General features: G+C 72.3%; 21 protein-coding genes. 14 read left to right on the top strand and 7 right to left on the bottom strand.

Annotated elements, in window-relative coordinates:
- Positions 1–83 precede the first annotated feature (83 nt).
- The 5 genes from ASG88_RS07745 to ASG88_RS07725 are packed head-to-tail and all read left to right on the top strand — an operon-like array spanning position 84 to position 4892.
- Positions 84–1082 (top strand): Bug family tripartite tricarboxylate transporter substrate binding protein, encoded by a 999-nt coding sequence (locus tag ASG88_RS07745; protein WP_056886854.1) that lies wholly within the window; start codon positions 84–86, stop codon positions 1080–1082.
- Between the two features lie 46 nt (positions 1083–1128).
- Positions 1129–1668, top strand: a complete 540-nt coding sequence (locus tag ASG88_RS07740; protein ID WP_235534772.1) for a tripartite tricarboxylate transporter TctB family protein — start codon at positions 1129–1131, stop codon at positions 1666–1668.
- Positions 1669–1687: 19 nt separating this feature from the next.
- Complete coding sequence (locus ASG88_RS07735; RefSeq protein ID WP_056886853.1) at positions 1688–3238, top strand: tripartite tricarboxylate transporter permease; 1551 nt, start codon at positions 1688–1690, stop codon at positions 3236–3238.
- Positions 3235–3630: a universal stress protein gene (locus ASG88_RS07730; protein WP_056886852.1), complete on the top strand. Its 396-nt coding sequence runs from the start codon at positions 3235–3237 to the stop codon at positions 3628–3630. Before ASG88_RS07735 ends, ASG88_RS07730 begins: the two co-directional genes overlap by 4 nt.
- Entirely contained in the window at positions 3627–4892 is a 1266-nt protein-coding gene (locus ASG88_RS07725) for a glucarate dehydratase family protein (protein WP_056886851.1), read from the top strand. The genes ASG88_RS07730 and ASG88_RS07725 overlap by 4 nt, the downstream gene beginning before the upstream one ends.
- 203 nt (positions 4893–5095) lie before the next feature.
- Here the strand turns inward: ASG88_RS07725 and ASG88_RS07720 are convergent, their stop codons facing one another.
- Positions 5096–5770: a FadR/GntR family transcriptional regulator gene (locus tag ASG88_RS07720; RefSeq protein ID WP_056886850.1), complete on the bottom strand. Its 675-nt coding sequence runs from the start codon at positions 5768–5770 to the stop codon at positions 5096–5098.
- Between the two features lie 38 nt (positions 5771–5808).
- Positions 5809–6927, bottom strand: a complete 1119-nt coding sequence (locus ASG88_RS07715; protein WP_056886849.1) for an L-talarate/galactarate dehydratase — start codon at positions 6925–6927, stop codon at positions 5809–5811.
- A gap of 74 nt (positions 6928–7001) precedes the next feature.
- Between ASG88_RS07715 and ASG88_RS07710 the strand changes: the two genes are divergently transcribed.
- Positions 7002–8255, top strand: coding sequence for an alpha-hydroxy acid oxidase (locus tag ASG88_RS07710; RefSeq protein WP_056886848.1), 1254 nt, complete (start codon positions 7002–7004; stop codon positions 8253–8255).
- 2 nt (positions 8256–8257) lie between these two features.
- Here the strand turns inward: ASG88_RS07710 and ASG88_RS07705 are convergent, their stop codons facing one another.
- The gene (locus tag ASG88_RS07705; protein WP_235534771.1) at positions 8258–9178 is read right to left on the bottom strand and encodes a 2-hydroxyacid dehydrogenase; all 921 of its coding nucleotides are present in this window, start codon (positions 9176–9178) and stop codon (positions 8258–8260) included.
- Positions 9179–9447: 269 nt separating this feature from the next.
- Here ASG88_RS07705 and ASG88_RS07700 point away from each other — a divergent pair, with 269 nt between their 5' ends.
- From ASG88_RS07700 to ASG88_RS07690, 3 genes are all read left to right on the top strand, one after another.
- Positions 9448–10359 (top strand): AEC family transporter, encoded by a 912-nt coding sequence (locus ASG88_RS07700; protein ID WP_056886847.1) that lies wholly within the window; start codon positions 9448–9450, stop codon positions 10357–10359.
- Positions 10360–10383: 24 nt separating this feature from the next.
- Complete coding sequence (locus ASG88_RS07695; RefSeq protein ID WP_056886846.1) at positions 10384–11829, top strand: FAD-binding oxidoreductase; 1446 nt, start codon at positions 10384–10386, stop codon at positions 11827–11829.
- Between the two features lie 85 nt (positions 11830–11914).
- Positions 11915–12310, top strand: a complete 396-nt coding sequence (locus ASG88_RS07690) for a hypothetical protein (protein ID WP_056886845.1) — start codon at positions 11915–11917, stop codon at positions 12308–12310.
- Here the strand turns inward: ASG88_RS07690 and ASG88_RS07685 are convergent.
- Together ASG88_RS07685 and clpB are read right to left on the bottom strand one after the other, a co-directional pair.
- A complete protein-coding gene (locus tag ASG88_RS07685; RefSeq protein ID WP_235534770.1) occupies positions 12307–13143 on the bottom strand; it encodes a CPBP family intramembrane glutamic endopeptidase in 837 nt (278 codons plus the stop codon). The genes ASG88_RS07690 and ASG88_RS07685 overlap by 4 nt on opposite strands.
- A 175-nt stretch (positions 13144–13318) precedes the next feature.
- Positions 13319–15901 (bottom strand): ATP-dependent chaperone ClpB, encoded by a 2583-nt coding sequence (clpB, locus tag ASG88_RS07680; protein ID WP_056886843.1) that lies wholly within the window; start codon positions 15899–15901, stop codon positions 13319–13321.
- A gap of 179 nt (positions 15902–16080) precedes the next feature.
- Between clpB and ASG88_RS07675 the strand changes: the two genes are divergently transcribed.
- Positions 16081–16689 carry a hypothetical protein gene (locus ASG88_RS07675; RefSeq protein ID WP_056886842.1) on the top strand — a complete coding sequence of 203 codons (609 nt, stop codon included), beginning with the start codon at positions 16081–16083 and terminating at the stop codon, positions 16687–16689.
- A gap of 27 nt (positions 16690–16716) precedes the next feature.
- Here the strand turns inward: ASG88_RS07675 and ASG88_RS07670 are convergent, their stop codons facing one another.
- Positions 16717–17124 carry an NUDIX hydrolase gene (locus ASG88_RS07670; protein ID WP_056886841.1) on the bottom strand — a complete coding sequence of 136 codons (408 nt, stop codon included), beginning with the start codon at positions 17122–17124 and terminating at the stop codon, positions 16717–16719.
- A 94-nt stretch (positions 17125–17218) separates the two neighbouring features.
- Between ASG88_RS07670 and ASG88_RS07665 the strand changes: the two genes are divergently transcribed.
- The 4 genes from ASG88_RS07665 to ASG88_RS07650 all read left to right on the top strand — a co-directional run bounded on the left by ASG88_RS07665 (position 17219) and on the right by ASG88_RS07650 (position 20784).
- A complete protein-coding gene (locus tag ASG88_RS07665; RefSeq protein ID WP_200956392.1) occupies positions 17219–18289 on the top strand; it encodes a hypothetical protein in 1071 nt (356 codons plus the stop codon).
- A gap of 205 nt (positions 18290–18494) precedes the next feature.
- The gene (locus ASG88_RS07660) at positions 18495–19283 is read left to right on the top strand and encodes a pentapeptide repeat-containing protein (RefSeq protein WP_056886839.1); all 789 of its coding nucleotides are present in this window, start codon (positions 18495–18497) and stop codon (positions 19281–19283) included.
- Positions 19284–19288: 5 nt separating this feature from the next.
- Entirely contained in the window at positions 19289–19840 is a 552-nt protein-coding gene (locus tag ASG88_RS07655) for a cysteine hydrolase family protein (RefSeq protein ID WP_056886838.1), read from the top strand.
- Positions 19837–20784, top strand: a complete 948-nt coding sequence (locus ASG88_RS07650) for a PfkB family carbohydrate kinase (protein ID WP_056886837.1) — start codon at positions 19837–19839, stop codon at positions 20782–20784. Before ASG88_RS07655 ends, ASG88_RS07650 begins: the two co-directional genes overlap by 4 nt.
- 6 nt (positions 20785–20790) lie before the next feature.
- Here ASG88_RS07650 and ASG88_RS07645 read toward each other — a convergent pair whose 3' ends face one another.
- On the bottom strand, positions 20791–21216 hold the full coding sequence (locus ASG88_RS07645; protein ID WP_056887384.1) for a heat shock protein transcriptional repressor HspR: 426 nt from the start codon (positions 21214–21216) through the stop codon (positions 20791–20793).
- Position 21217 lies beyond the last annotated feature (1 nt).

Raw genomic sequence — 21217 nt, 5'->3', positions numbered from 1 at the left:
CATTCCATGCCGAATCGGGCTTGGACGCGCATCGACGCGGGTACCTAGTGTCGGCGGTCACATCACATTCCAAGGAGCACAGCATGCGCAAGCACCTCAGCCTCGGAGCGGTCGCCACCTTCGCCGTCGTGGCCCTCACCGCCTGCGGCGGCGTCCAGAACACCGCGGGTGGCGGCAGCGACTCCGGCGAGTACCCGTCGGGTGCCGTCGAGATGCCGGTCGGCGCCGACCCCGGCGGCTCCTCCGACCTGATCAGCCGCCAGATCTCGGCGGGCCTGACCGCCGAGCTCGGCGGATCCTTCCCGGTGATCAACCGTTCGGGCGCCAACGGCGCCCTGGCCGCGGCCGAGGTCGCCAAGGCCGAGCCCGACGGCTCCACGATCTCCGTGCAGAACGCGTCGCTCTTCGCCATCACCCCGCTCGCGGTCAGCGAGGACGAGGTCACCAGCATCGACGACTTCGAGGTCGTCCAGGGCGTCTCGCGCGACGACTACGTCCTCGTCGCCAGCAAGGGCAGCGGCTTCACCTCGATCGACGACTTCGCCAGCGCCGACAAGAAGATCACCTACGGCACCACCGGTGTCGGCACCGGTGCCCAGCTCGCCTGCGCGCTGACCTTCAACGTCAACGACACCCCCGCCGAGGCGATCCCCTTCGACGGCGGCGCCCCCGCCCTCACCGCTCTCCTCGGCGACCAGGTCGACACCGCCTGCCTGCAGGTCGGCGAGGCCATCGAGAACATCGAGGCCGGCAAGATCGTCCCGATCACCGTCTTCGGCCCCGAGCGCGTCGAGTTCCTCCCCGACGTGCCCACGGCGCAGGAGTCGGGCCTCGACGTCGAGGTCGCGCAGTACCGTTTCATGACCGTGCCGAAGGGCACCCCGCAGGACGTCCAGGACGCCATCGCAGAGGCCATGCAGGCGACGTTCGAGACCGAGGAGTACCAGGCCTTCAACGAGCAGAACAACCTCACCCCGATGGAGATCTCGGGTGACGAGGTCGTCACGCAGCTCGAGGAGGACACCCAGCGGTACGCCGACCTGGTCGAGGAGTACGGCATCGACCTGGGCGACGCCAGCTGACGCACGCTCCACCCGCCGCACCCGGAACCGACGAGACGAGATGACCATGAGCGAGCGCGAGACGCGGACGGCCGACGAGCCGGACATCCTGGCCGAGCTCCAGGCGGAGGTCGCCCGCGACCTGGCCGAGGAGCGACCGCCCGCCGGCGGACCGGCGTACCAGGTGATCCCGGCGCTCGTGGTCCTCGTCCTCGGTGCGGGTGCGGCGTACCTCGCCCACGGCTACGGGCTCGGGTCGCTGCGGCGGCCCGGCCCGGGGCTGTGGCCCTTCGCGGTCTCGGTCCTCATCATGGTCCTCGCGGTGGTGCTGCTGGTCGTCGGCCGCACCCTCGAGGACGCGGAGAAGTTCACCCGGTCCAGCCTGCTCGTCCTGGTCGGCGGCGCAACGTTCGTCGGCCTCGGCCTGCTCCTCCCGACCCTCGGCTTCGAGATCCCGGCGATCCTGCTCGGGATCGTGTGGCTGCGGTTCCTCGGCGGCGAGACCTGGCGCAGCACGATCGTCATCTCGGTCGCCACGACCGCAGCGTTCTACGTGCTGTTCCTCTACGGCCTCAAGATCCCGCTGCCCCACCTGATCGCCTTCTGAGCGACGAGAGGAGACCCTGATGGACTTCAACGCCTTCATCGACGGCTTCGCGGTCGTGACCCAGCCGACCAACCTGATGTACTGCCTGATCGGCGTCCTGATCGGCATGCTCATCGGCGTGCTGCCGGGCCTCGGCCCCGCCGCCACGATGGCCATCCTGCTGCCGATCGCCTACGGCGCCGCCTCCGACGGCAACCAGGTGGCGGCCATCATCATGCTCGCCGGCATCTACTACGGCGCCCAGTACGGCGGCACGATCACCTCGGTCCTGCTGCGCATCCCCGGTGAGGCCAGCTCGGTGGTCACCGTGTTCGACGGCTTCGCCCTGGCCAAGCAGGGCAAGGCCGGCACGGCCCTCGGCATCGCCGCCATCGGCTCCTTCATCGGCGCCACCGTCTCCATCATCGGCCTGACGTTGCTCGGCCCGATCGTCGCGAGCTACGCCCTCGACTTCGGCCCTCCGGAGTACGCCGCCCTCGCGCTGCTCGGCGTCCTGCTCGTGGCCACCGTCGGCAACGGCAACACCGTCAAGGCGCTGGTCGCCGCGGCGATCGGCCTGCTGCTCGCCACCGTCGGCAGCGACAGCTTCAGCTCGGCCGACCGGTTCACGTTCGACAGCCTCGAGCTCCAGAGCGGCATCGACTTCGTCGTGGTCGCCATGGGCCTCTTCGGCGTCGGCGAGATCTTCTACAACCTCGAGGAGCGCCACGGCAAGCCGCACGTGCCCGCCGCGATCGCCAACATCTGGCCCTCCCGCAAGGACCTCAAGCAGTCGTCGCCGGCGATCGCCCGCGGCTCGGTCATCGGCTTCTTCCTCGGCGTGCTGCCCGGCGGCGGCGCCGTGATGGCCTCGCTGGCGGCGTACGCCGCGGAGAAGAAGGTCGCCAAGGACCCCTCCCGCTTCGGCCGCGGCGCCATCGAGGGCGTCGCCGGCCCCGAGTCGGCCAACAACGCCGCCGCCACGTCGTCGTTCATCCCGCTGCTCACCATCGGCATCCCGGCCAACGCCTCCATGGCGATGCTGTACGCCGCGCTGCTGGTCGTCGGCGTCGCGCCCGGCCCGCAGCTGATCGACGAGCGCCCGGACCTGTTCTGGGGCGTCGTCAACTCGATGTACATCGGCAACCTGATCCTGCTCGCGCTGAGCATCCCGCTGGTCGGCATCTTCGTGAAGATCCTGCGGGTGCGGCCGGCGATCCTGGCCCCGATCACCGCGCTCATCACGATCCTGGGCGTCTACACGATCAACAACTCGGTCTTCGACATCTTCGTGATGATCGCCTTCGGCATCGTCGGCTACCTCATGAAGAAGACCGGCTTCGAGCCCGGTCCGATGGTGCTGGCCTTCGTGCTCGGGTCGCTCGTGGAGTCGAGCTTCCGCCGCTCGATGCTGCTCTTCGAGGGCGACCCGACCGGCTTCGTCACCCGGCCCATCTCCGGGGTGATCATCGTCTTCATCGTCATGGTGATCGCGCTGCCGGTCATCCAGCTGGTGCTGCGGCGCCGGCCCCCCTCGAACACCCCCTCCGACACCAGCGAGCACCACGACCAGGAAGCAGGCGTGCGATGACCGTCCTCATCGGCTACGTGCCCACCCCCGTCGGCGAGGCGGCCCTCGAGGCCGGGCTCGCCGAGGCGGCCGCCCACGGCGAGGACGCGGTGGTCCTCAACAGCCCGCGCCGCGGCAGCACCGTCGACGCCCGGCTCGTCGGACCCGAGGACGAGGCCCGCATCGTCGCGGCCGCGGCCGCGCTCGGCGTCACCGCGTCGGTCGACCACGCCGACCACGGCGCCGACATCGTCGACGCCTTCGCGACCGCCGTCGAGCGCACCGGCGCCCGGCTGGTCGTGATCGGGCTGCGCCGCCGCTCGCCCGTGGGCAAGCTGGTGATGGGCAGCGACGCACAGCGCCTGCTGCTCGAGCTCGACGCGCCGGTGCTGGCCGTCAAGCCCGCCCGATGAGCCCCTCGAGGATCTCGCGGGTCGTCGTCACCCCGGTCGCCTTCGCCGACCCGCCGCTGCTCAACGTCGTCGGCGTGCACCAGCCGTGGGCGCTGCGCGCGATCGTCGAGGTGCACACCGACTCCGGCCTGGTCGGGCTCGGCGAGACGTACGCCGACGAGGCCCACCTCGCGCGGCTGTCCGCCGTCGCCGCGTCGCTGGGCGGCATCGACCCGTTCGACCTCGCCGCCGTACGCCGCGTGGTCGTCGACGTCCTCGGCCGGGAGACCGGCGGTGCGGGCGCGAGCTTCGGCGGGATGCTCGACGTGAAGTCCGCCGTCGACACCGTGCACTCCCCCTTCGAGGTCGCCTGCATCGACCTCCAGGGCCACGAGACCGGCCGCCCGGTGAGCGAGGTGCTCGGCGGTCGGGTCCGCGACTCGGTGCCGTTCAGCGGCTACCTCTTCTACAAGTGGGCCGGCCACCCGGGCCTCCCCGACGACGAGTGGGGCGAGGCGCTGACGCCCGAGCAGCTCGTCGCGCAGGCGCACCGGATGGTCGACGGCTGGGGCTTCGGCTCCCTCAAGCTCAAGGGCGGCGTGCTGCCGCCGTCGGAGGAGTGCGACGCGATCGAGGCGCTGCGCGACGCCTTCCCCGACCTGCCGCTGCGGCTCGACCCCAACGGCGGGTGGACGGTCGACACGTCGGTCGCCGTGGCCTCGCGCCTGTCCGGGGTCGTGGAGTACCTCGAGGACCCGACCCCCGGAATCGAGGGGATGGCCGCGGTCTCGGCGCGCACCGACGTGCCCCTCGCGACCAACATGTGCGTCATCGCGATGGAGCACCTCCCGCTGGCGATCGCGGCCGACGCCGTGCAGATCGTGCTGTCCGACCACCACCTCTGGGGCGGCCTGCGCCGCTCGCAGCTGCTGGCCGGGATCACCGAGACGTGGGGCCTGGGGCTGTCGATGCACAGCAACTCGCACCTCGGCGTCTCGCTCGCCGCGATGACCCACCTCGCCGCCGCGTCGCCGACCCTGACCTACGCCTGCGACACCCATTACCCGTGGAAGACGCAGGACCTCATCAAGCCGGGCGTGCTGTCGTTCTCCGACGGAGCCCTGTCGGTGCCCACGGGTCCCGGCCTCGGCGTCGAGCTCGACCGGGACATGCTCGGGCTGCTGCACGAGCAGTACCTCGAGTGCGGCGTACGACGTCGCGAGGACACCGTCTACATGCGGACCATCCAGCCGGACTTCGAGGTCAACACCACCCGCTGGTGAGGCGCGACCGGGCACTTCCGGCACGCTGGAATGTGCCGACCGGGCAGTTCCCGACTCTCGGACGGGGGACGCTGGAGGCGGTCGGGCCCCCTGAAGTTCCACGCAGGTGCGTCGAAGTCGGGGAGCTTCACCGAGTGAGGGCAGCAGTTCCACTCAGGTGCGTGGAACTCCATGCCGGAGATCAACCTCACGCAAGTGCCCGGTCAGCGGGTGAGGCGCCGGCGGGTGTTGCCCAGGTGCAGGCGCATGGCAGCGCGGGCGGTGTCGGCGTCGCCGGCGAGGATCGCGGCGGCGACGTTGTCGTGCTCGCGCTGGACCCGCTCGACGTGCGTGGCGTCGGTCATCGTGTACTCGTCGCCGAGGCGGGTGCGCGGGAGCATGATCATCATCGGGCCGAGCGAGTCGAGCAGGTCGACGTAGAAGCGATTGTCCGTGGCGGCCGCGATCGCCCGGTGGAAGGCGAAGTCCGCCTCGACGGCCCCCTCGTGGCCGGCCGCCGTGAACGACTCGTGCGCCGCGGTGATCGACGCCGAGGAGTCCGGCGTGACCCGGGAGGCCGCCAGGCCGGCGGCCTCGGTCTCGACCCCGATCCGGAAGTCGACCATCGCCAGCACGTCGTGGTGGCTGCGGATCGCCGACGTCTCCAGGGTGAACGACGAGGGCTCGGGCACGGCGAGCACGAAGGAGCCGCGGCCCTGGAAGGTCTCGACCAGCCCCTCGGCCTGCAGCCGGGACACCGCCTCCCGCACGACGGTGCGGGAGACGGCGTACTCCTCGATGAGCTCGGCCTCGGACGGCAGCTTGGCGCCGGGGGCGAGGTCGCCGCGCAGGATCTTGTCCTTGAGCCCGGCGACGACGTGCTGCGGGCGGGTCCTCATGGGCCGCATCATGCCTGCCGTCCGGGCGCCGGGGGCCGTCAGGCCCCGAACGTCACCGTGTCCTCGGTGTGGGCGCGCATCTGCTCCGACAGCGTGAAGCCGAGGCCCGGACGCTGCGGCACGAAGATCTGCCCGTCGCGGATCTCGACGGACTCGTCGAACAGCGGGTCGAGCCACTCGAAGTGCTCGACCCACGGGTCGGTGGGGTACGCCGCGGCGAGGTGCAGGTGGATCTCCATCGCGTAGTGCGGGGCGAGCGCGAGGCCGCGGTGGGCCGCGATCGTGGCGAACTTGAGGAACGGCGTGATGCCGCCGATGCGCGGGGCGTCGGGCTGCACGATGCCGCGGTAGCCCGCGTCGAGCAGCGCCATGTGCTCGGCCACCGACGTCAGCATCTCGCCGGTCGCGATCGGGGTGTCAAACTCCTGCGACAGGTCCGCGTGGCCGACGGCGTCCCAGGCGTCGAGGGGCTCCTCGATCCAGATCAGGTCGTGCTGCTCGAGCTCGCGGCACATCCGGCGGGCGCGGGCGCGGTCCCACTGCTGGTTGGCGTCGACCATGAACGGCCCGTCGCCGAGGTGCGCGCGCATCGCGGCGACGCGCTCGAGGTCGAGGCGCCAGTCGGGCTGTCCGACCTTGATCTTGATGCCCGCGATGCCGGCCTCGAGCGACGCGGACGCCTTCTCCTTCATCTCCGACAGCGACGCCTGGAGGAAGCCGCCGGAGGTGTTGTAGACACGGCACGAGTCGCGGTGCGCCCCGAGCAGCTTGGCCAGCGGCAGGTCGGCGCGGCGGGCCTTGAGGTCCCACAGCGCGACGTCGAGCGCGGCCACGGCCTGGGTCGCGACCCCGGAGCGGCCGACGGAGGCGCCGGCCCACATCAGCGACTCGTAGATCTTGGCGATGTCGCTCGGGTCCTGCCCGATCGCGACCTCGGCGACCTCCTTGAGGTGGGCGAACTGCGCCTTGCCGCCCGCGCGCTTGGAGTAGGAGAACCCCATGCCGGTGAGGCCCTGCTCGGTGGTGACCTCGACGAAGAGCAGCACCGTCTCGGTGAGCGGCTTCTGCTTGCCGGTGAGCACCTTGGCATCGCTCACCGGGTTCGCGATCGGCAGGACGACGTGGGACAGCTTCAGGCTGCGGATGGAGTCGGACATCGGGGTTCCTTCGGGGAGGGCCAACTTGTATGATGAGTTGAGAACTTATCCGATGAGTGAGGTGCTGTCCAGAGATGACGACCGTCAGGCGGGTCCCCCGGTGGGCCGACGTGGCTCCCTTCCTCGTGACCCGGCCGTGGTCCCCGGACCCCGTCGTACGCCGCCTCGCACGCTGCGTGTGCGTCGACGACCTGGCCCGTGAGGCCCGCCGCCGGGTGCCGCGGGCGGTGCTGGACTACGTCGAGACCGGCGCCGAGACCGAGCGCTCGATGCACCGCAACCGCGCGGCGTACGACGCCCTCGAGCTGCGGCCCTCGACGTTCGAGGCCGTGGGCGAGCCGGACACCTCGACGACGATCCTGGGCCGACGGGCGAGCGCACCGATCGTGCTGGCGCCGACCGGCTACACCCGGCTCTCGCACCACTCCGGGGAGTGCGCGGTCGCCGCGTCGGCCGAGGCCGCCGGGCTGCCCTACACCCTCTCGACGTACGCCACGAGCTCGATCCCGGACGTCGCGCAGGCGGCCCCGGGCGGGCGGAACTGGTTCCAGCTCTACCTGATGAAGGACCGCGACGTGAGCCTCGAGCACGTCCGCCAGGCCCGGGAGCACGGGTACGACGCGCTGGTGCTGACCGTGGACACCGCCCTGTCCGGCGCCAAGTGGCAGGACCGGCGCAACGGCTTCTCGATCCCGCCGGCGCTGACGATGCGGACCTTCGCCGACATGGCGCGCCGGCCGCGGTGGGTGGGCGACATCCTGACCACCGAGCCGCTGCGGTTCGCGACGTTCCCCGAGGACTCGCACTACGCGCGCTGGGGGATGTCCAACACCCTGCGCGAGCAGGCGCTGCGCCCCGCCGACATCACCTGGCTCAAGGAGCGGTGGTCGGGTCCGGTCGTGGTCAAGGGGGTGCTGTCGGTCGCCGACGCCCTCGCGGCGGTGGACGCCGGCGCCGACGCGGTGGTGCTCTCCAACCACGGTGGCCGCCAGCTCGACCGCGCGCCGGTGCCGCTCGAGCTGCTCCCCCACGTCGTCGCCGCGGTCGGCGACCGGGCCGAGGTGATGGTCGACTCCGGCATCCGCACCGGCTCGGACGTCGCGGCGGCGGTCGCCCTCGGCGCCAGCGCGGTGATGGTCGGGCGCGCCTACCTCTACGGGCTCATGGTCGGCGGGCGACGCGGGGTCGACGCCGCACTGGGCTTCCTCACCGCCGAGCTCGCGCACACCATGTCGCTGCTGGGCGCCGCGACCGTCGCGGACCTCCACCCCGGGCACGTGGCCCTGGGCCAGACGCGCCCGGGACCTCGCGCGGGAACCCACACGTGAGGTCAGGCGACGGGCGTGACGAGCTCACCCTTCCCGACGAACGCGGCGACGTTGTCGAGCACCAGCCGGGCCATGGCCTCGCGGGTCTGCACGGTGGCGCTGCCGACGTGCGGCAGGAGCACGACGTCCTCGCGCTCGAGCAGCGCGGCGGGGACGTGCGGCTCGTCGGCGAAGACGTCGAGCCCGGCCCCGGCGATCCGGCCGGCCTCGAGGGCGGCGACCAGCGCGTCCTCGTCGACCACCGAGCCGCGGGCGACGTTGACGAGGTAGCCCTCCGGCCCCAGCGCGTCGAGGACCGCCGCGTCGACGAGGTGCTCGGTGCCGGCCCCTCCGGGGGTCAGCACGACCAGCACGTCGCTCGCCCCGGCCAGCGCGAGCGGGCTGTCGTGGTAGGCCCACGACACGTCCTTGGGGCTGCGCGAGTGGTAGGCGATGATCGCGCCGAAGGCCACCAGCCGCTCGGCCACCGCGTGGCCGATCCGGCCCAGGCCGAGGATGCCGACGGTCGCACCGCGCACGTCGCGGGTCAGCGGGAACCTGCCGCCCGAGGCCCACTCGCCCCGGCGCAGCCACCGCTCCGAGGCACTCACCTGGCGCATCACGTCCAGCACGAGCGCGACCGACAGGTCGGCCACGGCGTCGGTCAGCACGTCGGGGGTGTTGGAGACGACGATCCCGCGGCGGGTGGCCTCCTCGACGTCGACGTTGTCGTAGCCGACGCCGAAGTTGGTCACCGCGCGCAGGTCGGGCAGCGCGTCCATCTCCGCGGCGCCGACCAGCGTGCCGCCGCCGGCCACGGCGACCTCGAGACCCGCGGTCGCGGAGCCGACGTCGGCGAGCGACGGGGCGTCGTACTCACGGATCAGCGCCTCCTCCAGGAAGGGCATCAGGGGGCCGACACGGACGACTCGAGGCTGGGTCACCCCACCATCCTCGCCGGGGCCGTCCGCCGACGTCCATTGCCCCCTGGGCATCGCGCCATGCGTCGGCCGACGGTGTTGGATGGACGTCGTGGTGAGCCCCGAGCCGAGTCCTGCGACGAGCACCGAGACACCCCGCCGGCGGATGAACCCCGTCCTCGAGGTTGTCCTGCTGCTCTGGCTCGGGTGCGCCGTGGCGTCACTGCCCCACGAGACACCGGCCCCGCGCTGAGCCTCGCCGTCACCACGCCCGCCCGGCACCAGGAGCACTCGTGGACCTCCTGATCGGCTTCGTCACGATCCTCGTGGTGATCGCCTGCGGCGCCGCGCTCGCCCACACCGGCGTGCTCGACGCGCGCTCCCAGCGCACCCTGGGCGAGGTGGCCTTCTTCGTCGCCTCCCCCGCCCTGATGATCGTGGTGATCAGCGAGGTCGAGATCGGCGGCGCGGTCGCCAACCTCGCGGCGTCGGCGGCCTCCCTGGCCACCTGCTTCCTGCTGTACGCCGCGTGGGCGCGGTGGCGCCGCGGGCTCGGGACCGGCTCGGTGCTCATCGGCGCGCTGGCGTCGTCGTACGTCAACGCCGGCAACCTCGGCATCGCCGTCGCGGCTTTCGTCGTCGGCGACACGACCGTCGTCGTGCCCACCCTGCTGGTGCAGATGCTGGTCGTGCAGCCGGCCGCGCTCGTCGTGCTCGACCGGCTGACCGGGAGGGGCTCGGGGACGCTGGCCGTCGTCAAGCGGCTCACCACCAACCCGCTCACCGTCGCGGCACTGCTCGGCGTCGTGCTCGCCCTGACCGGGTGGGAGCTGCCGCGGATCGTGGCGTCGCCCATCGAGCTGCTGGCCGGGCTCGCGATCCCGGCGATGCTGCTGTCGTACGGCGCGGCGCTGCGGCTGAGCCCGTGGCCCGGCAAGGCCGGCCACAACCGTGAGGTGCTGGTCGCGACCGTCCTCAAGCTGGGCGTGATGCCGGTCGTCGCCTGGGCCGTGGGCTCCGCGCTCGGGCTCGACGGGCGGGTGCTGCTCGGCGTGGTGATCACCGCGGCGCTGCCGACCGCGCAGAACATCTTCCTGCACGCGACCCGCTACCGGACCGGTGAGGACGTGGCGCGGGAGACCATCCTCGTGACCACACTGGCATCGTTGCCGGTGGCCCTGCTCATCGCCGTCCTGCTCGGCTGACCCACCACACCTCCCAGGAGAGCCATGACCGACGCACCCACCCCGCTGCTCGTCGACCTGCTGACCGAGCTGCGCTCCGCCGTGGGAGACACCCACGTGCTGACCGACCCGGCCGACCTCGCGGCGTACGACACGGACTGGCGCGGTGCCTACAGCGGACGCCCGCTGGCCGTCGTACGCCCCGGCAGCACCGCCGAGGTCGCCGCCGTGCTGGCCGCCACCCACGCCGCGGGCGTGGCGGTGGTGCCGCAGGGCGGCAACACCGGGATGAGCGGCGGGGCGGTGCCCGACGACTCGGGCTCGCAGGTCATCCTGTCGCTGGGCCGGATGCGCGCCGTGCGCGAGGTCGACGCGGTGGGCGGGACGATCACCGTCGAGTCCGGCTGCGTGCTGGCCGACGTGCAGGCCGCCGCCGCGGGCGTGGACCGGTTGTTCCCGCTGACGCTCGGCTCCCAGGGCAGCTGCACCATCGGCGGCAACATCTCCACCAACGCCGGCGGCACCGCGGTCCTGCGCTACGGGATGATGCGCAGCCAGGTGCTCGGGCTCGAGGTCGTGCTGCCCGACGGGCGGGTGTGGGACGGGCTGCGGTCGCTGCGCAAGGACAACACCGGCTACGACCTCAAGCAGCTCTTCATCGGCGCCGAGGGCACCCTCGGCGTGGTGACCGCCGCGGTGCTGACGATCCAGCCGGCGACCCCGTCTCGGGCCACGGCCTGGGTCGCGCTGCGCGACGTGGCCGCCGCGGCCGAGCTCCTCGGCGTGCTGCGCGACCACGGGGGCGACCGGCTGACCACGTGGGAGCTGGTGTCGCGCCCGGCGCGCGACCTCGTCGTCGCGGCAGGGCTCACCGACCCGCTCTCGACGTCGTCGGAGTGGTACGGCCTGGTCGAGCTCGCCGGGCCCGCCGGCGCCGACGTCGCCACCCCGCTGGAGGCCGCCCTCGGCGAAGCGGTCGAGGCCGGGCTCGTCCTCGACGCCGCGATCGCGGGCTCCCCCGCCCAGCGCTCCGGACTGTGGGCATTGCGGGAGCGGGTGTCGGAGGCCCAGGAGGTCCACGGGCCGACGGTCAAGCACGACGTGTCGGTCCCGATCACCGCGCTGGCCGACTTCGTCGCCCGCACCGGCCCGGCGATCGAGGCGCACCTGCCCGGCACCCGGCTCTTCGTCTACGGCCACGTGGGTGACGGCAACCTGCACTACAACCTCTCGCGGCCCGAGCACCTGACGTCGGAGGAGTTCCTCACCCACGCCGCCGCCCTGTCCGACGTCGTCAACGCCTCGGTCGCCGAGCTCACCGGGAGCATCAGCGCCGAGCACGGCCTGGGGAAGTCCAAGGCGGCCGCCGCGGCGGCGTACAAGAGCGACGTCGAGGTCGCGCTGATGCGGGCCGTGAAGGACGCGATCGACCCCGCCGGGCTGATGAACCCGGGTGCGGTCCTGCCGCTGCCCCCGGTCCTGCTGGGGTAGTCCGTGACGATCGGACCCCTCGCACCGACTTCTCGGGGTCCGTTCGTCACGGACTACCCCGACCGGATCCCCCTAGGCTGCACGCATGAGCACTGCAAGCACGGCCGCCCGTCTCCTGCTCGGCACGGCGATGGTGGGCGCCGGCGTGCTCCACCTGACCACCCAGCGCGAGGAGTTCCGGGCACAGGTGCCCTCGTGGTTCCCGCTGGACGAGGACTTCACCGTCGTCGCCTCCGGGATGGTGGAGATCGGGCTCGGCGCCGCGTTCATCGCCCTGCCGCAGCGCCGGCGCCTGGTCGGCGGGCTGCTCGCTGCGTTCTTCGTGGCGATCTTCCCCGGCAACGTCGCGCAGTACGTCGAGGGGGTCGACGCCTTCGGGCTGGACTCCGACCGGGCCCGCTTCGTCCGGCTGTTCTTCCAGCCGGTGCTGGTGCTCTGGGCGCTGTGGGGCGGCGGCTGGCTCTCGCGGCGTCGGGACTAGAGGGTCGGCAGCCAGTCGACCCGCCCGGCCAGGGCGGCGTACCCGACGAACGCGCCGACGTCGAGCAGCGTGTGGGCGACCACGAACGGCATCACCCGTCCCCAGCGGCGGAAGAGCCAGCCGAACAGCAGGCCCATCGCGAGGTTGCCGACGAAACCGCCGAGGCCCTGGTAGAGGTGGTAGCTGCCCCGCAGCAGCGCGGCGAGGCCGATCGCCGCCGAGTCGCCGAAGCCGAGCTGGCGCAGGCGCACCTGCACGAAGCCGAGGACCACGAGCTCCTCGAGCACCGCGTTCTCGGCGGCCGCGAGCACCAGCACCGGCACCTGCCACCACTCGCCCGGCAGCGACTGGGCGACGACCGTCAGGTTGGTGCCCAGGGTGAAGGTCGCGATGTAGAACACGACGCCGACGGTGCCGACACCGAGGGCCAGCCAGGCGCCGCGACCCAGGTCGCCCCACGTCGCCCAGCGCCCGCCGCGGGCCCAGACCTCACGCACGCGGGTGCCCGAGCGGACCAGGAGGTACGCCGCCAGCGCGACCGGCACGAGGGCGAAGCCGATGCGCAGCAGCTGGTAGGTCAGGTCCAGCCACGGCCGGTCGGGGGCGAGGGAGTTGTTGAGGTTGGCCGCCTGCGAGGACAGCGGACCCGGCGCGGTCAGTGCGGACACGATGCTGACGACCGAGTAGACCGCCGAGCGCCCCAGCGACACGAGCAGCACGATCGCCAGCTCGAACCAGAGGAGGGCGCGGGCCAGCTCGGGCACGCCGCCGGGCACAGGGGTGTCCCGGAGCCGCCACCACGGACGGGCGTCTGCAGTCGACGTGTCACTCACGGGACACAGCATCGCGCAGTCGCCTGATCGCCGGCTGAGGATCGCCGGGCCCCCGCGCGGCGTCGTACGACCCTCGCGTCACTTCGTCGGCGAGTCCGTCACCCTGTGACCGTTGCAACGGTCACCCGGTGACAGAGTCCCCGCCTGAGCGGGGACTCTGCCGCAAGGGGTCGGATCAGCGCAGGACGAGCCCGTCCTCCCCGACGTCCACCGTCACCGAGCCCCCGTCGGTGACGTCGCCACCGATGAGCAGGCGGGCGAGCGGGTCGCCGATGGCCGACTGGATCAGGCGGCGCAGCGGGCGGGCGCCGTACGCCGGGTCGTAGCCGGTGTCCGCGAGCCAGGCGCGCGCCGCGTCGGTGACGTGGATGGTGATCCGGCGGACGGCGAGGCGCTTCTCCAGCAGCGTCAGCTGCAGGTCGACGATGTGCGCGAGGTCGTCCTTGGTGAGCGCGTCGAACATGACGATCTCGTCGAGCCGGTTGAGGAACTCCGGCTTGAACGACGAGCGCACGACGCCCATCACGGCGTCCTTCTTGGACTCCGGCGACAGCGACGGGTCCACGAGGTAGGACGACCCGAGGTTGCTGGTGAGGATCAGCAGCGTGTTGCGGAAGTCGACCGTGCGGCCCTGGCCGTCGGTGAGCCGGCCGTCGTCGAGCACCTGCAGCAGGATGTCGAAGACCTCCGGGTGCGCCTTCTCCACCTCGTCGAGCAGCACGACGCTGTAGGGGCGCCGGCGCACCGCCTCGGTGAGCTGCCCGCCCTCGTCGTAGCCGACGTAGCCGGGAGGGGCGCCGACGAGACGCGAGACGGAGTGCTTCTCGCCGTACTCGCTCATGTCGATGCGGACAATCGCCCGCTCGTCGTCGAAGAGGAAGTCGGCCAGCGACTTGGCCAGCTCGGTCTTGCCGGTGCCGGTCGGGCCCAGGAAGAGGAACGACCCGGTCGGACGGTGGGGGTCGGCGATGCCGGCGCGCGAGCGGCGTACGGCGTCGCTCACCGCGGTCACCGCGTCGCGCTGGCCGATCAGCCGCTCGCCGATCACCGACTCCATCTCGAGCAGCTTGGCGGTCTCGCCCTGGAGCAGCCGGCCGGTCGGGATGCCGGTCCAGGCCTCCACGACGTCGGCGATCTGCTCGGCGCCCACCTCCTCGCCGACGAGCTTCTCGCTCTGGGCGAGCTCACCGGACTCGGCGGTCGCGATCTGCTGCTCCAGCGCCGGGATCGACTCGTAGTTGATCTTGCTGGCGCCGGCGAGGTCGCCCTCGCGGAGCAGCTTGTCGGCCTCGATGCGCAGTGCGTCGAGCTGGCGACGGAGCTCGCCCTCGCCCTCGAGCGTGGACTTCTCCCGCTCCCAGCGGGCCTCGAGCCCGCGCAGCTCCTCCTCCTTGTCGGCCAGGTCGGCCTTGAGGGCGGCGAGCCGCTCGCGGGACGCGTCGTCGGTCTCCTTCTCGAGCGCGAACTCCTCCATCTTGAGCCGGTCGACCTGGCGGCGGAGCTGGTCGATCTCCTCCGGGGAGGACTCGTGCTCCATCCGCAGCCGCGACGACGCCTCGTCGATGAGGTCGATGGCCTTGTCGGGCAGCTGGCGACCGGTGATGTAGCGGTCGGAGAGGGTGGCGGCGGCGACCAGCGCGGCGTCGGTGATCCGCACGCCGTGGTGGGCCTCGTACTTCTCCTGGATGCCACGCAGGATCTGGATGGTGTCCTCGACGCTGGGCTCGCCGACGAAGACCTGCTGGAAGCGGCGCTCCAGCGCGGGGTCCTTCTCGATGCGCTCGCGGTATTCATCCAGCGTGGTCGCGCCGATCATGTGCAGCTCGCCGCGGGCCAGCATCGGCTTGAGCATGTTGCCGGCGTCCATGGCGGAGTCGCCACCGGCACCCGCGCCGACGACGGTGTGCAGCTCGTCGATGAAGGTGATGACCTGCCCGCCGGCGTCCTTGATCTCCTCGAGGACGGCCTTGAGCCGCTCCTCGAACTCGCCGCGGTACTTCGCGCCGGCCACCATCGCGGCCAGGTCGAGGCTGAGCACCCGGCGGCCCTTGAGGCTGTCCGGGACGTCGCCGTCGACGACGCGCTGGGCGAGGCCCTCGACGACGGCGGTCTTGCCGACGCCGGGCTCACCGATGAGCACGGGGTTGTTCTTGGTACGCCGGCTGAGGACCTGGATCACCCGGCGGATCTCGGAGTCCCGCCCGATGACCGGGTCGAGACGACCGTCCTCGGCCGCCTGGGTCAGGTCGACGGAGTACTTCTCGAGCGACTCGTACGACGACTCGGCCTCCGGGCTCGTCACGCGCCGGTTGCCGCGGACGGCAGTGAGCCCCTCGCGCATCCCGGACTCGGTGAGGCCGGCGTCGGTGAGGAGCTTCTTGGCGCTGCTCTCCACGGTGGCCGTCGCGATGAGCAGGTGCTCGGTGGCGACGTAGTCGTCCTTCATGCCGGCGGCGAGGTCCAGCGCGCTGGCCAGCACCCGGGTGAGCGACGCGCTCGCGGCGGGCTGCTGGACGGTCGACCCGCTGGCCCGGGGCAGGGTCTGCATCGCCTGCTCGGCCCGGGCGGTGAGGGCAGCGGCGTCGACCCCGGCCTTGCCGACGAGGTTGCGCGCGGTGCCGTCCTCCTGGCGGAGCAGGGCGACGAGCAGGTGGATGGGCTCGGTCTGGGTGTTGCCCGCCGTGGTCGCGGCGAGCTGTGCGGCCTCGATGACCTCGCGGCTGCGGGTGGTGAACTTCTCGGCGCCGAACTGGCTCAACTCCGACTCTCCTCGCTCGTGGTGTGGAACCACTGTGGTCCCACTCGTTCCAACGCGCCAGGAGTTGAGTCGATTCCCCTCAACTTTGGAAAGTTGGCCCATTCGCGCGATACCCGCCCGGCGGTCGCGGGCGTAGCGTCGAGAGGCGGCCGGGGACTCGTCGAGCAGGGAGGTACGACATGTTCGTGCAGGTGTTCCAGGGGCAGGTGAGCAGCGGCGACGCGGTCCTCGGACTGCTGGACCAGTGGGTGCGGGACCTGGCCCCCGGGGCCGACGGCTGGCTCGGCAGCACGGCCGGCGTGACCGACGACGGGACCCTCGTCGCGCTGGCACGCTTCGAGTCCGAGGAGGCGGCACAGCACAACAGCAACCGTCCCGAGCAGGGGGCGTGGTGGGCGGAGATGGAGGCGCTCTTCACCTCCGAGCCGGAGTTCCGCAACAGCACGGCGGTGGACGTCGAGACGGCGGGAGACCCCGCCGACGCCGGCTTCGTGCAGGTGATGCAGGGACGGTCCAAGGACCCGGCGCGAAGCCACGAGCTGATGGCGACCGACCCCACCGACTGGCAGGAGTTCCGCCCGGACATCCTCGGCACCCTCCTCCTCGACCACGACGACGGCGACTGGACGATGGCGATCTACTTCACGTCGGAGGCCGAGGCCCGGGCCGGCGAGCAGAAGGAGCCCCCGCCGGAGCTGCAGGAGGTGATGGCCGAGATGGACTCCCTCTCGGTCGGCGAGCAGGCGTTCTTCGACCTCAAGGACCCGAGGATGCACTCCCCGGCCTGAGCTCGGCCGGCCTGAGCCCGCCCGGCCTCAGCCCGGGAGCAGCCGCGGCACCACGTGGTCGGAGAGCAGCGGCGCCAGGTCGTCGTGCTCCCCGGCCAGCGCGGTCCAGCGGAGCTCCGCGATCTCACCGGCCGCGGCCGGCTCGACCCCTGCGCCGCTCGCCGTGAGCGGCAACGACGCGACGTACACCGTCGACTCGACGAGGTGGCCCGGCTCGTTGGCGGCGTCCGCGGTGAACTCGCCGAGCAGCGTGAGGTCGTCCACCACGAGGCCCACCTCCTCGCGGATCTCGCGCACCGCGGCGTCGTACGCACTCTCGCCTGGCTCCAGCTTGCCGCCCGGCAGCATGAAGCGGCTGGTCCCGCGCTTGCGGACGGTGAGCACGTGGCCGTCGCGCACGAAGGCGACCGCGGCCACGACGAAGGTGCCGGTCATGGCCCCAGTCTGCCGACCTTCCACCGCGCACCCGTGACCAGACCAGGGTCCCGGACCGGTGACAGCACCGGCGACACCCGCCATGCTCGTCGTCATGGAGTGGTTGTTCGTCCTCGTCGTGGGTGTGCGCTTCCTGCTGCCGCTGGCGATCCCGCGCTACCCGCTGCCGGCCATCATCGGCTGCCTCGTCGTCGACGGGGTCGACCAGTCGATCTTCCAGGCGTTCGGCTACGACCCGCCGGGTTACCAGGGCTACGACAAGGCGATGGACGTCTACTACCTCGCCATCGCCTACCTCTCGACGCTGCGCAACTGGGTCTCGCCCGGCGCCTTCCAGGTGGGGCGCTTCCTGTACTTCTACCGGCTCGTCGGCGTCGTGGCCTTCGAGCTCCTCCAGTCGCGGGTCCTGCTGCTGATCTTCCCCAACACCTTCGAGTACTTCTTCATCGCCTACGAGACCGTCCGCTCGAGGTGGAACCCCATGCGGTTCGTACGCCGCTGGTGGATCGTCGTGGCCGCCCTGATCTGGATCTTCATCAAGCTCCCGCAGGAGTACTGGATCCACGTGGCCCAGCTCGACGTGACCGACACCCTCGAGGAGTACGACTGGGCGTGGCCGCTGCTCATCACGCTGCTCGTCGTCCTCGCCGCCGTGCTGTGGTTCGTGGTGCGTCCGCGCCTGCCGGAGCCGGACTGGGCGCTGCGCATGAGCCCCGACCCGCTCCCGGAGGAGATGGACACCGCCGCCGAGCGCGCGGCCTGGCGCGCCGACGCCACCCATGTGCGCTCCGGGGTCACCGCCGAGAAGGTCGTGCTCGTGGGCCTGCTCTCGGTCGTCTTCGCCCAGACCGTGCCGGGCGTCAACGCGAGCAACCTGGAGCTCTTCCTCGGCACCGGGGCCTTCGTGGTGGTCAACGCCGCGCTGGTCCTCGCGGCGGCGCGACGGTCGTTCAGCATCGAGAGCCTGCTCGTCTCCTTCGGCGTCCGGCTGGTCGTCAACTCGTTGCTCGTGGTCGCCGCCTCGGCGCTCCTCGGCCGGGGCAACCTCGACATCAGCACCACGCTGTTCTTCGTGATGCTGCTGATCCTGATCACCACGCTGCACGACGCCTGGCAGCCGGTGCACGCGCACCGTGTCCGGACCACCCCTCCCCCGATGGGGTAAATCCACGACGGATCGCGCGACCGCCCTCGACACCGTTTCGGCCACGGTGCCACCGTCGATCGCATGAAGTGGCTCGCGGCGCACATCACGGACCAGCGATGGGTCGTCAGCACGTTCGCCGTGCTCGCCGTGGTCAACGCCCACGCGATGGCCTACGGCTTCTACCGCTGAGCCCCACGCCCACGCCGCCCGCCATGATGGCGGGGTGAACCTTCCCGTCCTGAGCGCGGACTGCGGCAGCTGCTTCGGCCTGTGCTGCGTCCTGATGCCGTTCTCCCGCGAGTCGGGCTTCGGCGTCACCAAGGCGAGCGGCACCCCGTGCCACCACCTCCAGCCCGACGACCGTTGCGGCATCCACGCCACCCTCCGCGAGGACGGCTGGCCGGGGTGCACCGTCTTCGAGTGCTTCGGCGCCGGGCAGCAGGTCTCGCAGGTGACGTACGGCGGGGTGTCCTGGCGCGACCACGACAACCTCGGCGAGATGGCCGCGGTGCTGTCGGTGATGCGCCAGCTGCACGAGATGCTCCGGCACGTCGTCGAGGCCGAGGACCGGGTCGCCGGCGTCACGGGCGACCTCCGCGACCGGATCGGCGCGCTGGTCGCGCAGACCCCGACCGAGCTGCTCGCGCTCGACGTCGACCAGCTGCGTGCCGAGGTCGGGGACGTGCTGGCCCGGACCAGCGCCCGCGTGCGGGCGCGGTGGGCGGACCGGGTCGACCTCGCCCACGAGGACCTGGCCGGCCGCGACCTCCGCGGGACCGACCTGCGGGGTGCCGCCCTGCGCGGGGCGATGCTCATCGGGGCCGACCTGCGGGGCGCCGACCTCACCGGGGCCGACCTCCTGGGCGCCGACGTGCGCGACACCGACGTGCGGGGCGCGACCCTGGACGGCGCGCTCTTCCTCACCCAGCCCCAGGTCAACGGCATGCGTGGCGACCACGACACCCGGCTGCCCGGGGGCCTCGCCCGGCCCGGCCACTGGCTGCGAGAGTGACGCCCATGCCCGAGACCTGGCTGGTCGTGATCGACCCGCAGCGCATCTTCGCCTCGCCCGACAGCCCGTGGGGGTCGCCGATGTTCCCCGCCATCCTCGACCCGGTGCACCGGCTGGCCGCGGCCCACGTCGGCCGCACCGTCCTGACCCGGTGGGTCGCGCCGGACCCGGCCCGCGGCAGCTGGGCGCCGTACCTCGACGCGTGGCCCTTCGCCCGCGTCCCGGCCGACGACCGCCTCTACGACCTCGTCGACGAGGTGCGCGACATCGAGGCGCCGGTGGTGACCGCGACCACCTTCGGCAAGTGGGTGCCCGACCTGGTGGCGATCACCGGCGAGACCCCCCACCTGGTCGTGGCCGGGGTCTCGACCGACTGCTGCGTCGTCTCGACCGCGCTGGCCGCGGCCGACGCCGGGGCGACGCTGACCGTCGTCACCGACGCGTGCGCCGGGTCCACGCCCGACAACCACCGGTCCGCCCTGGACGTGATGTCGCTCTACCCGCCGCAGATCACCCTGGCCACGACCGCGGAAGTCACGGCAGGGCTCCTCGGGTGAGGCGCGTCATCCACACCGGCCAGGCGCTCGTCGACGTGGTCGTGGAGGTGCCGTCGCTGCCGCGGCGCGGCCAGAACGTGATGGCCGGATCGAGCACCCGGTACGCCGGGGGCTCGGTCAGCGTCCTCGTCGCCGCGGCCCGCTTCGGTGCCGCCTGCGTGCACGCCGGCGCCCACGGGACCGGGCCCAACGGCGACCTGGTCCGGGCCTCGCTGGCCGCCGAGGACGTCGCGCTCTCGGCCCCGGCGATCACCGCCCGCGACACCGCCACCTGCCTGGTGCTCGTCGAGCCGTCGGCCGAGCGGACCTTCGTGACCACCCTGGGCGCCGAGCGGGAGATCAGCGTGGAGTCGCTGTCCACCGCGGCCCCCGTGGCGGGTGACCTGGTCTGCGTGACCGGCTACTCGCTGGTGCTGCCCGAGACGCGGGACCCGCTGCTCGCCTGGCTCGCGACCCTCGACGCGGGCGTGGTCGTCGTACTCGATCCCGGGGCGGCCTTTGCCCACCTCCCGGCGGAGGTCCGCGACGCGATGCTGGAGCACACCGACGTGTGGTCGGGCAACGCCGAGGAGGCCGCCGACCTGCTCGCCGCGCTGGGCCGGCCGCTGGCCGACGACGCCGACTCCATGGTGGCGCCCGCGCGGGCGCTGGCGCCGCTTCTGCGGGGCGAGGCGGTCACCATCGTGCGCGACGGCCCGGACGGGTGCGCCGTGACGGTGGGCGGCGAGACGACGCTGCTCCCGGGCTACCCGCAGAAGGCGGTCGACACCAACGGCGCGGGCGACACGCACACCGGGGCGCTCGTCGCCGACGTCGCAGCCGGGCGCGACTGGGTCGACGCCTGCCGGCGCGCCAACGCGGCCGCCGCGATCAAGGTGACGCGGCGGGGGCCGGCGACGGCGCCCACCGCCGCCGAGGTGGAGGAGTTCCTGGCCGGACGCTGACCTGGCTCAGCGCGAGCGGCGCCAGACCATCAGCGACTGGCCCGGGTCGGGGCCGCGAAGCACCGGGAGCTTGTTGGGCGACGACGACCGGGCGGCGGCGAGGGCCTGGCGCAGCGCCTCCCGGGTCGCCGCGAGCTCGCCGGCGAGCTCGTCGTTGCGAGCCCGCAGCGCCGTGACCTGGTTGTCGAGCTGGAGGATGCGGCGTACGCCCTCGATGCCGATGCCCGCGCTGGTCAGGTCGGCGATCTCGCGCAGCAGCTCGAGGTCGCGGTGGGAGTAGCGCCGGCCGCCGCCGCCGGTGCGACCGGGGGTGATGAGGCCCATCCGCTCGTAGGCCCGCAGGGTCTGCGGGTGCAGCCCGGTCAGCTCGGCGGCCACGCTGATGACGTAGACGGCCATGTCCGGGGACGGGCTGCCGAACGGGGTGCCCATC

Origin of the sequence: Nocardioides sp. Soil777, assembly GCF_001428425.1 — a bacterium.
In the GTDB taxonomy this organism is placed as follows: Bacteria; Actinomycetota; Actinomycetes; order Propionibacteriales; family Nocardioidaceae; genus Nocardioides; species Nocardioides terrigena.
This window is presented reverse-complemented; position numbering and strand designations above follow the sequence as displayed.

Excerpts from the sequence above, each read along its gene's own strand:
- ASG88_RS07665 (WP_200956392.1), top strand. The coding sequence starts at position 17,219 with ATGGAGTGGTTGTTCGTCCTCGTCGTGGGTGTGCGCTTCCTGCTGCCG.
- ASG88_RS07695 (WP_056886846.1), top strand. The coding sequence starts at position 10,384 with ATGACCGACGCACCCACCCCGCTGCTCGTCGACCTGCTGACCGAGCTG.
- ASG88_RS07725 (WP_056886851.1), top strand. The coding sequence starts at position 3,627 with ATGAGCCCCTCGAGGATCTCGCGGGTCGTCGTCACCCCGGTCGCCTTC.
- ASG88_RS07645 (WP_056887384.1), bottom strand. The coding sequence starts at position 21,216 with ATGGGCACCCCGTTCGGCAGCCCGTCCCCGGACATGGCCGTCTACGTC.
- ASG88_RS07730 (WP_056886852.1), top strand. The coding sequence starts at position 3,235 with ATGACCGTCCTCATCGGCTACGTGCCCACCCCCGTCGGCGAGGCGGCC.
- ASG88_RS07710 (WP_056886848.1), top strand. The coding sequence starts at position 7,002 with ATGACGACCGTCAGGCGGGTCCCCCGGTGGGCCGACGTGGCTCCCTTC.
- ASG88_RS07675 (WP_056886842.1), top strand. The coding sequence starts at position 16,081 with ATGTTCGTGCAGGTGTTCCAGGGGCAGGTGAGCAGCGGCGACGCGGTC.
- ASG88_RS07735 (WP_056886853.1), top strand. The coding sequence starts at position 1,688 with ATGGACTTCAACGCCTTCATCGACGGCTTCGCGGTCGTGACCCAGCCG.
- ASG88_RS07655 (WP_056886838.1), top strand. The coding sequence starts at position 19,289 with ATGCCCGAGACCTGGCTGGTCGTGATCGACCCGCAGCGCATCTTCGCC.
- ASG88_RS07670 (WP_056886841.1), bottom strand. The coding sequence starts at position 17,124 with ATGACCGGCACCTTCGTCGTGGCCGCGGTCGCCTTCGTGCGCGACGGC.
- ASG88_RS07740 (WP_235534772.1), top strand. The coding sequence starts at position 1,129 with ATGAGCGAGCGCGAGACGCGGACGGCCGACGAGCCGGACATCCTGGCC.
- ASG88_RS07690 (WP_056886845.1), top strand. The coding sequence starts at position 11,915 with ATGAGCACTGCAAGCACGGCCGCCCGTCTCCTGCTCGGCACGGCGATG.
- ASG88_RS07745 (WP_056886854.1), top strand. The coding sequence starts at position 84 with ATGCGCAAGCACCTCAGCCTCGGAGCGGTCGCCACCTTCGCCGTCGTG.
- ASG88_RS07715 (WP_056886849.1), bottom strand. The coding sequence starts at position 6,927 with ATGTCCGACTCCATCCGCAGCCTGAAGCTGTCCCACGTCGTCCTGCCG.
- ASG88_RS07720 (WP_056886850.1), bottom strand. The coding sequence starts at position 5,770 with ATGAGGACCCGCCCGCAGCACGTCGTCGCCGGGCTCAAGGACAAGATC.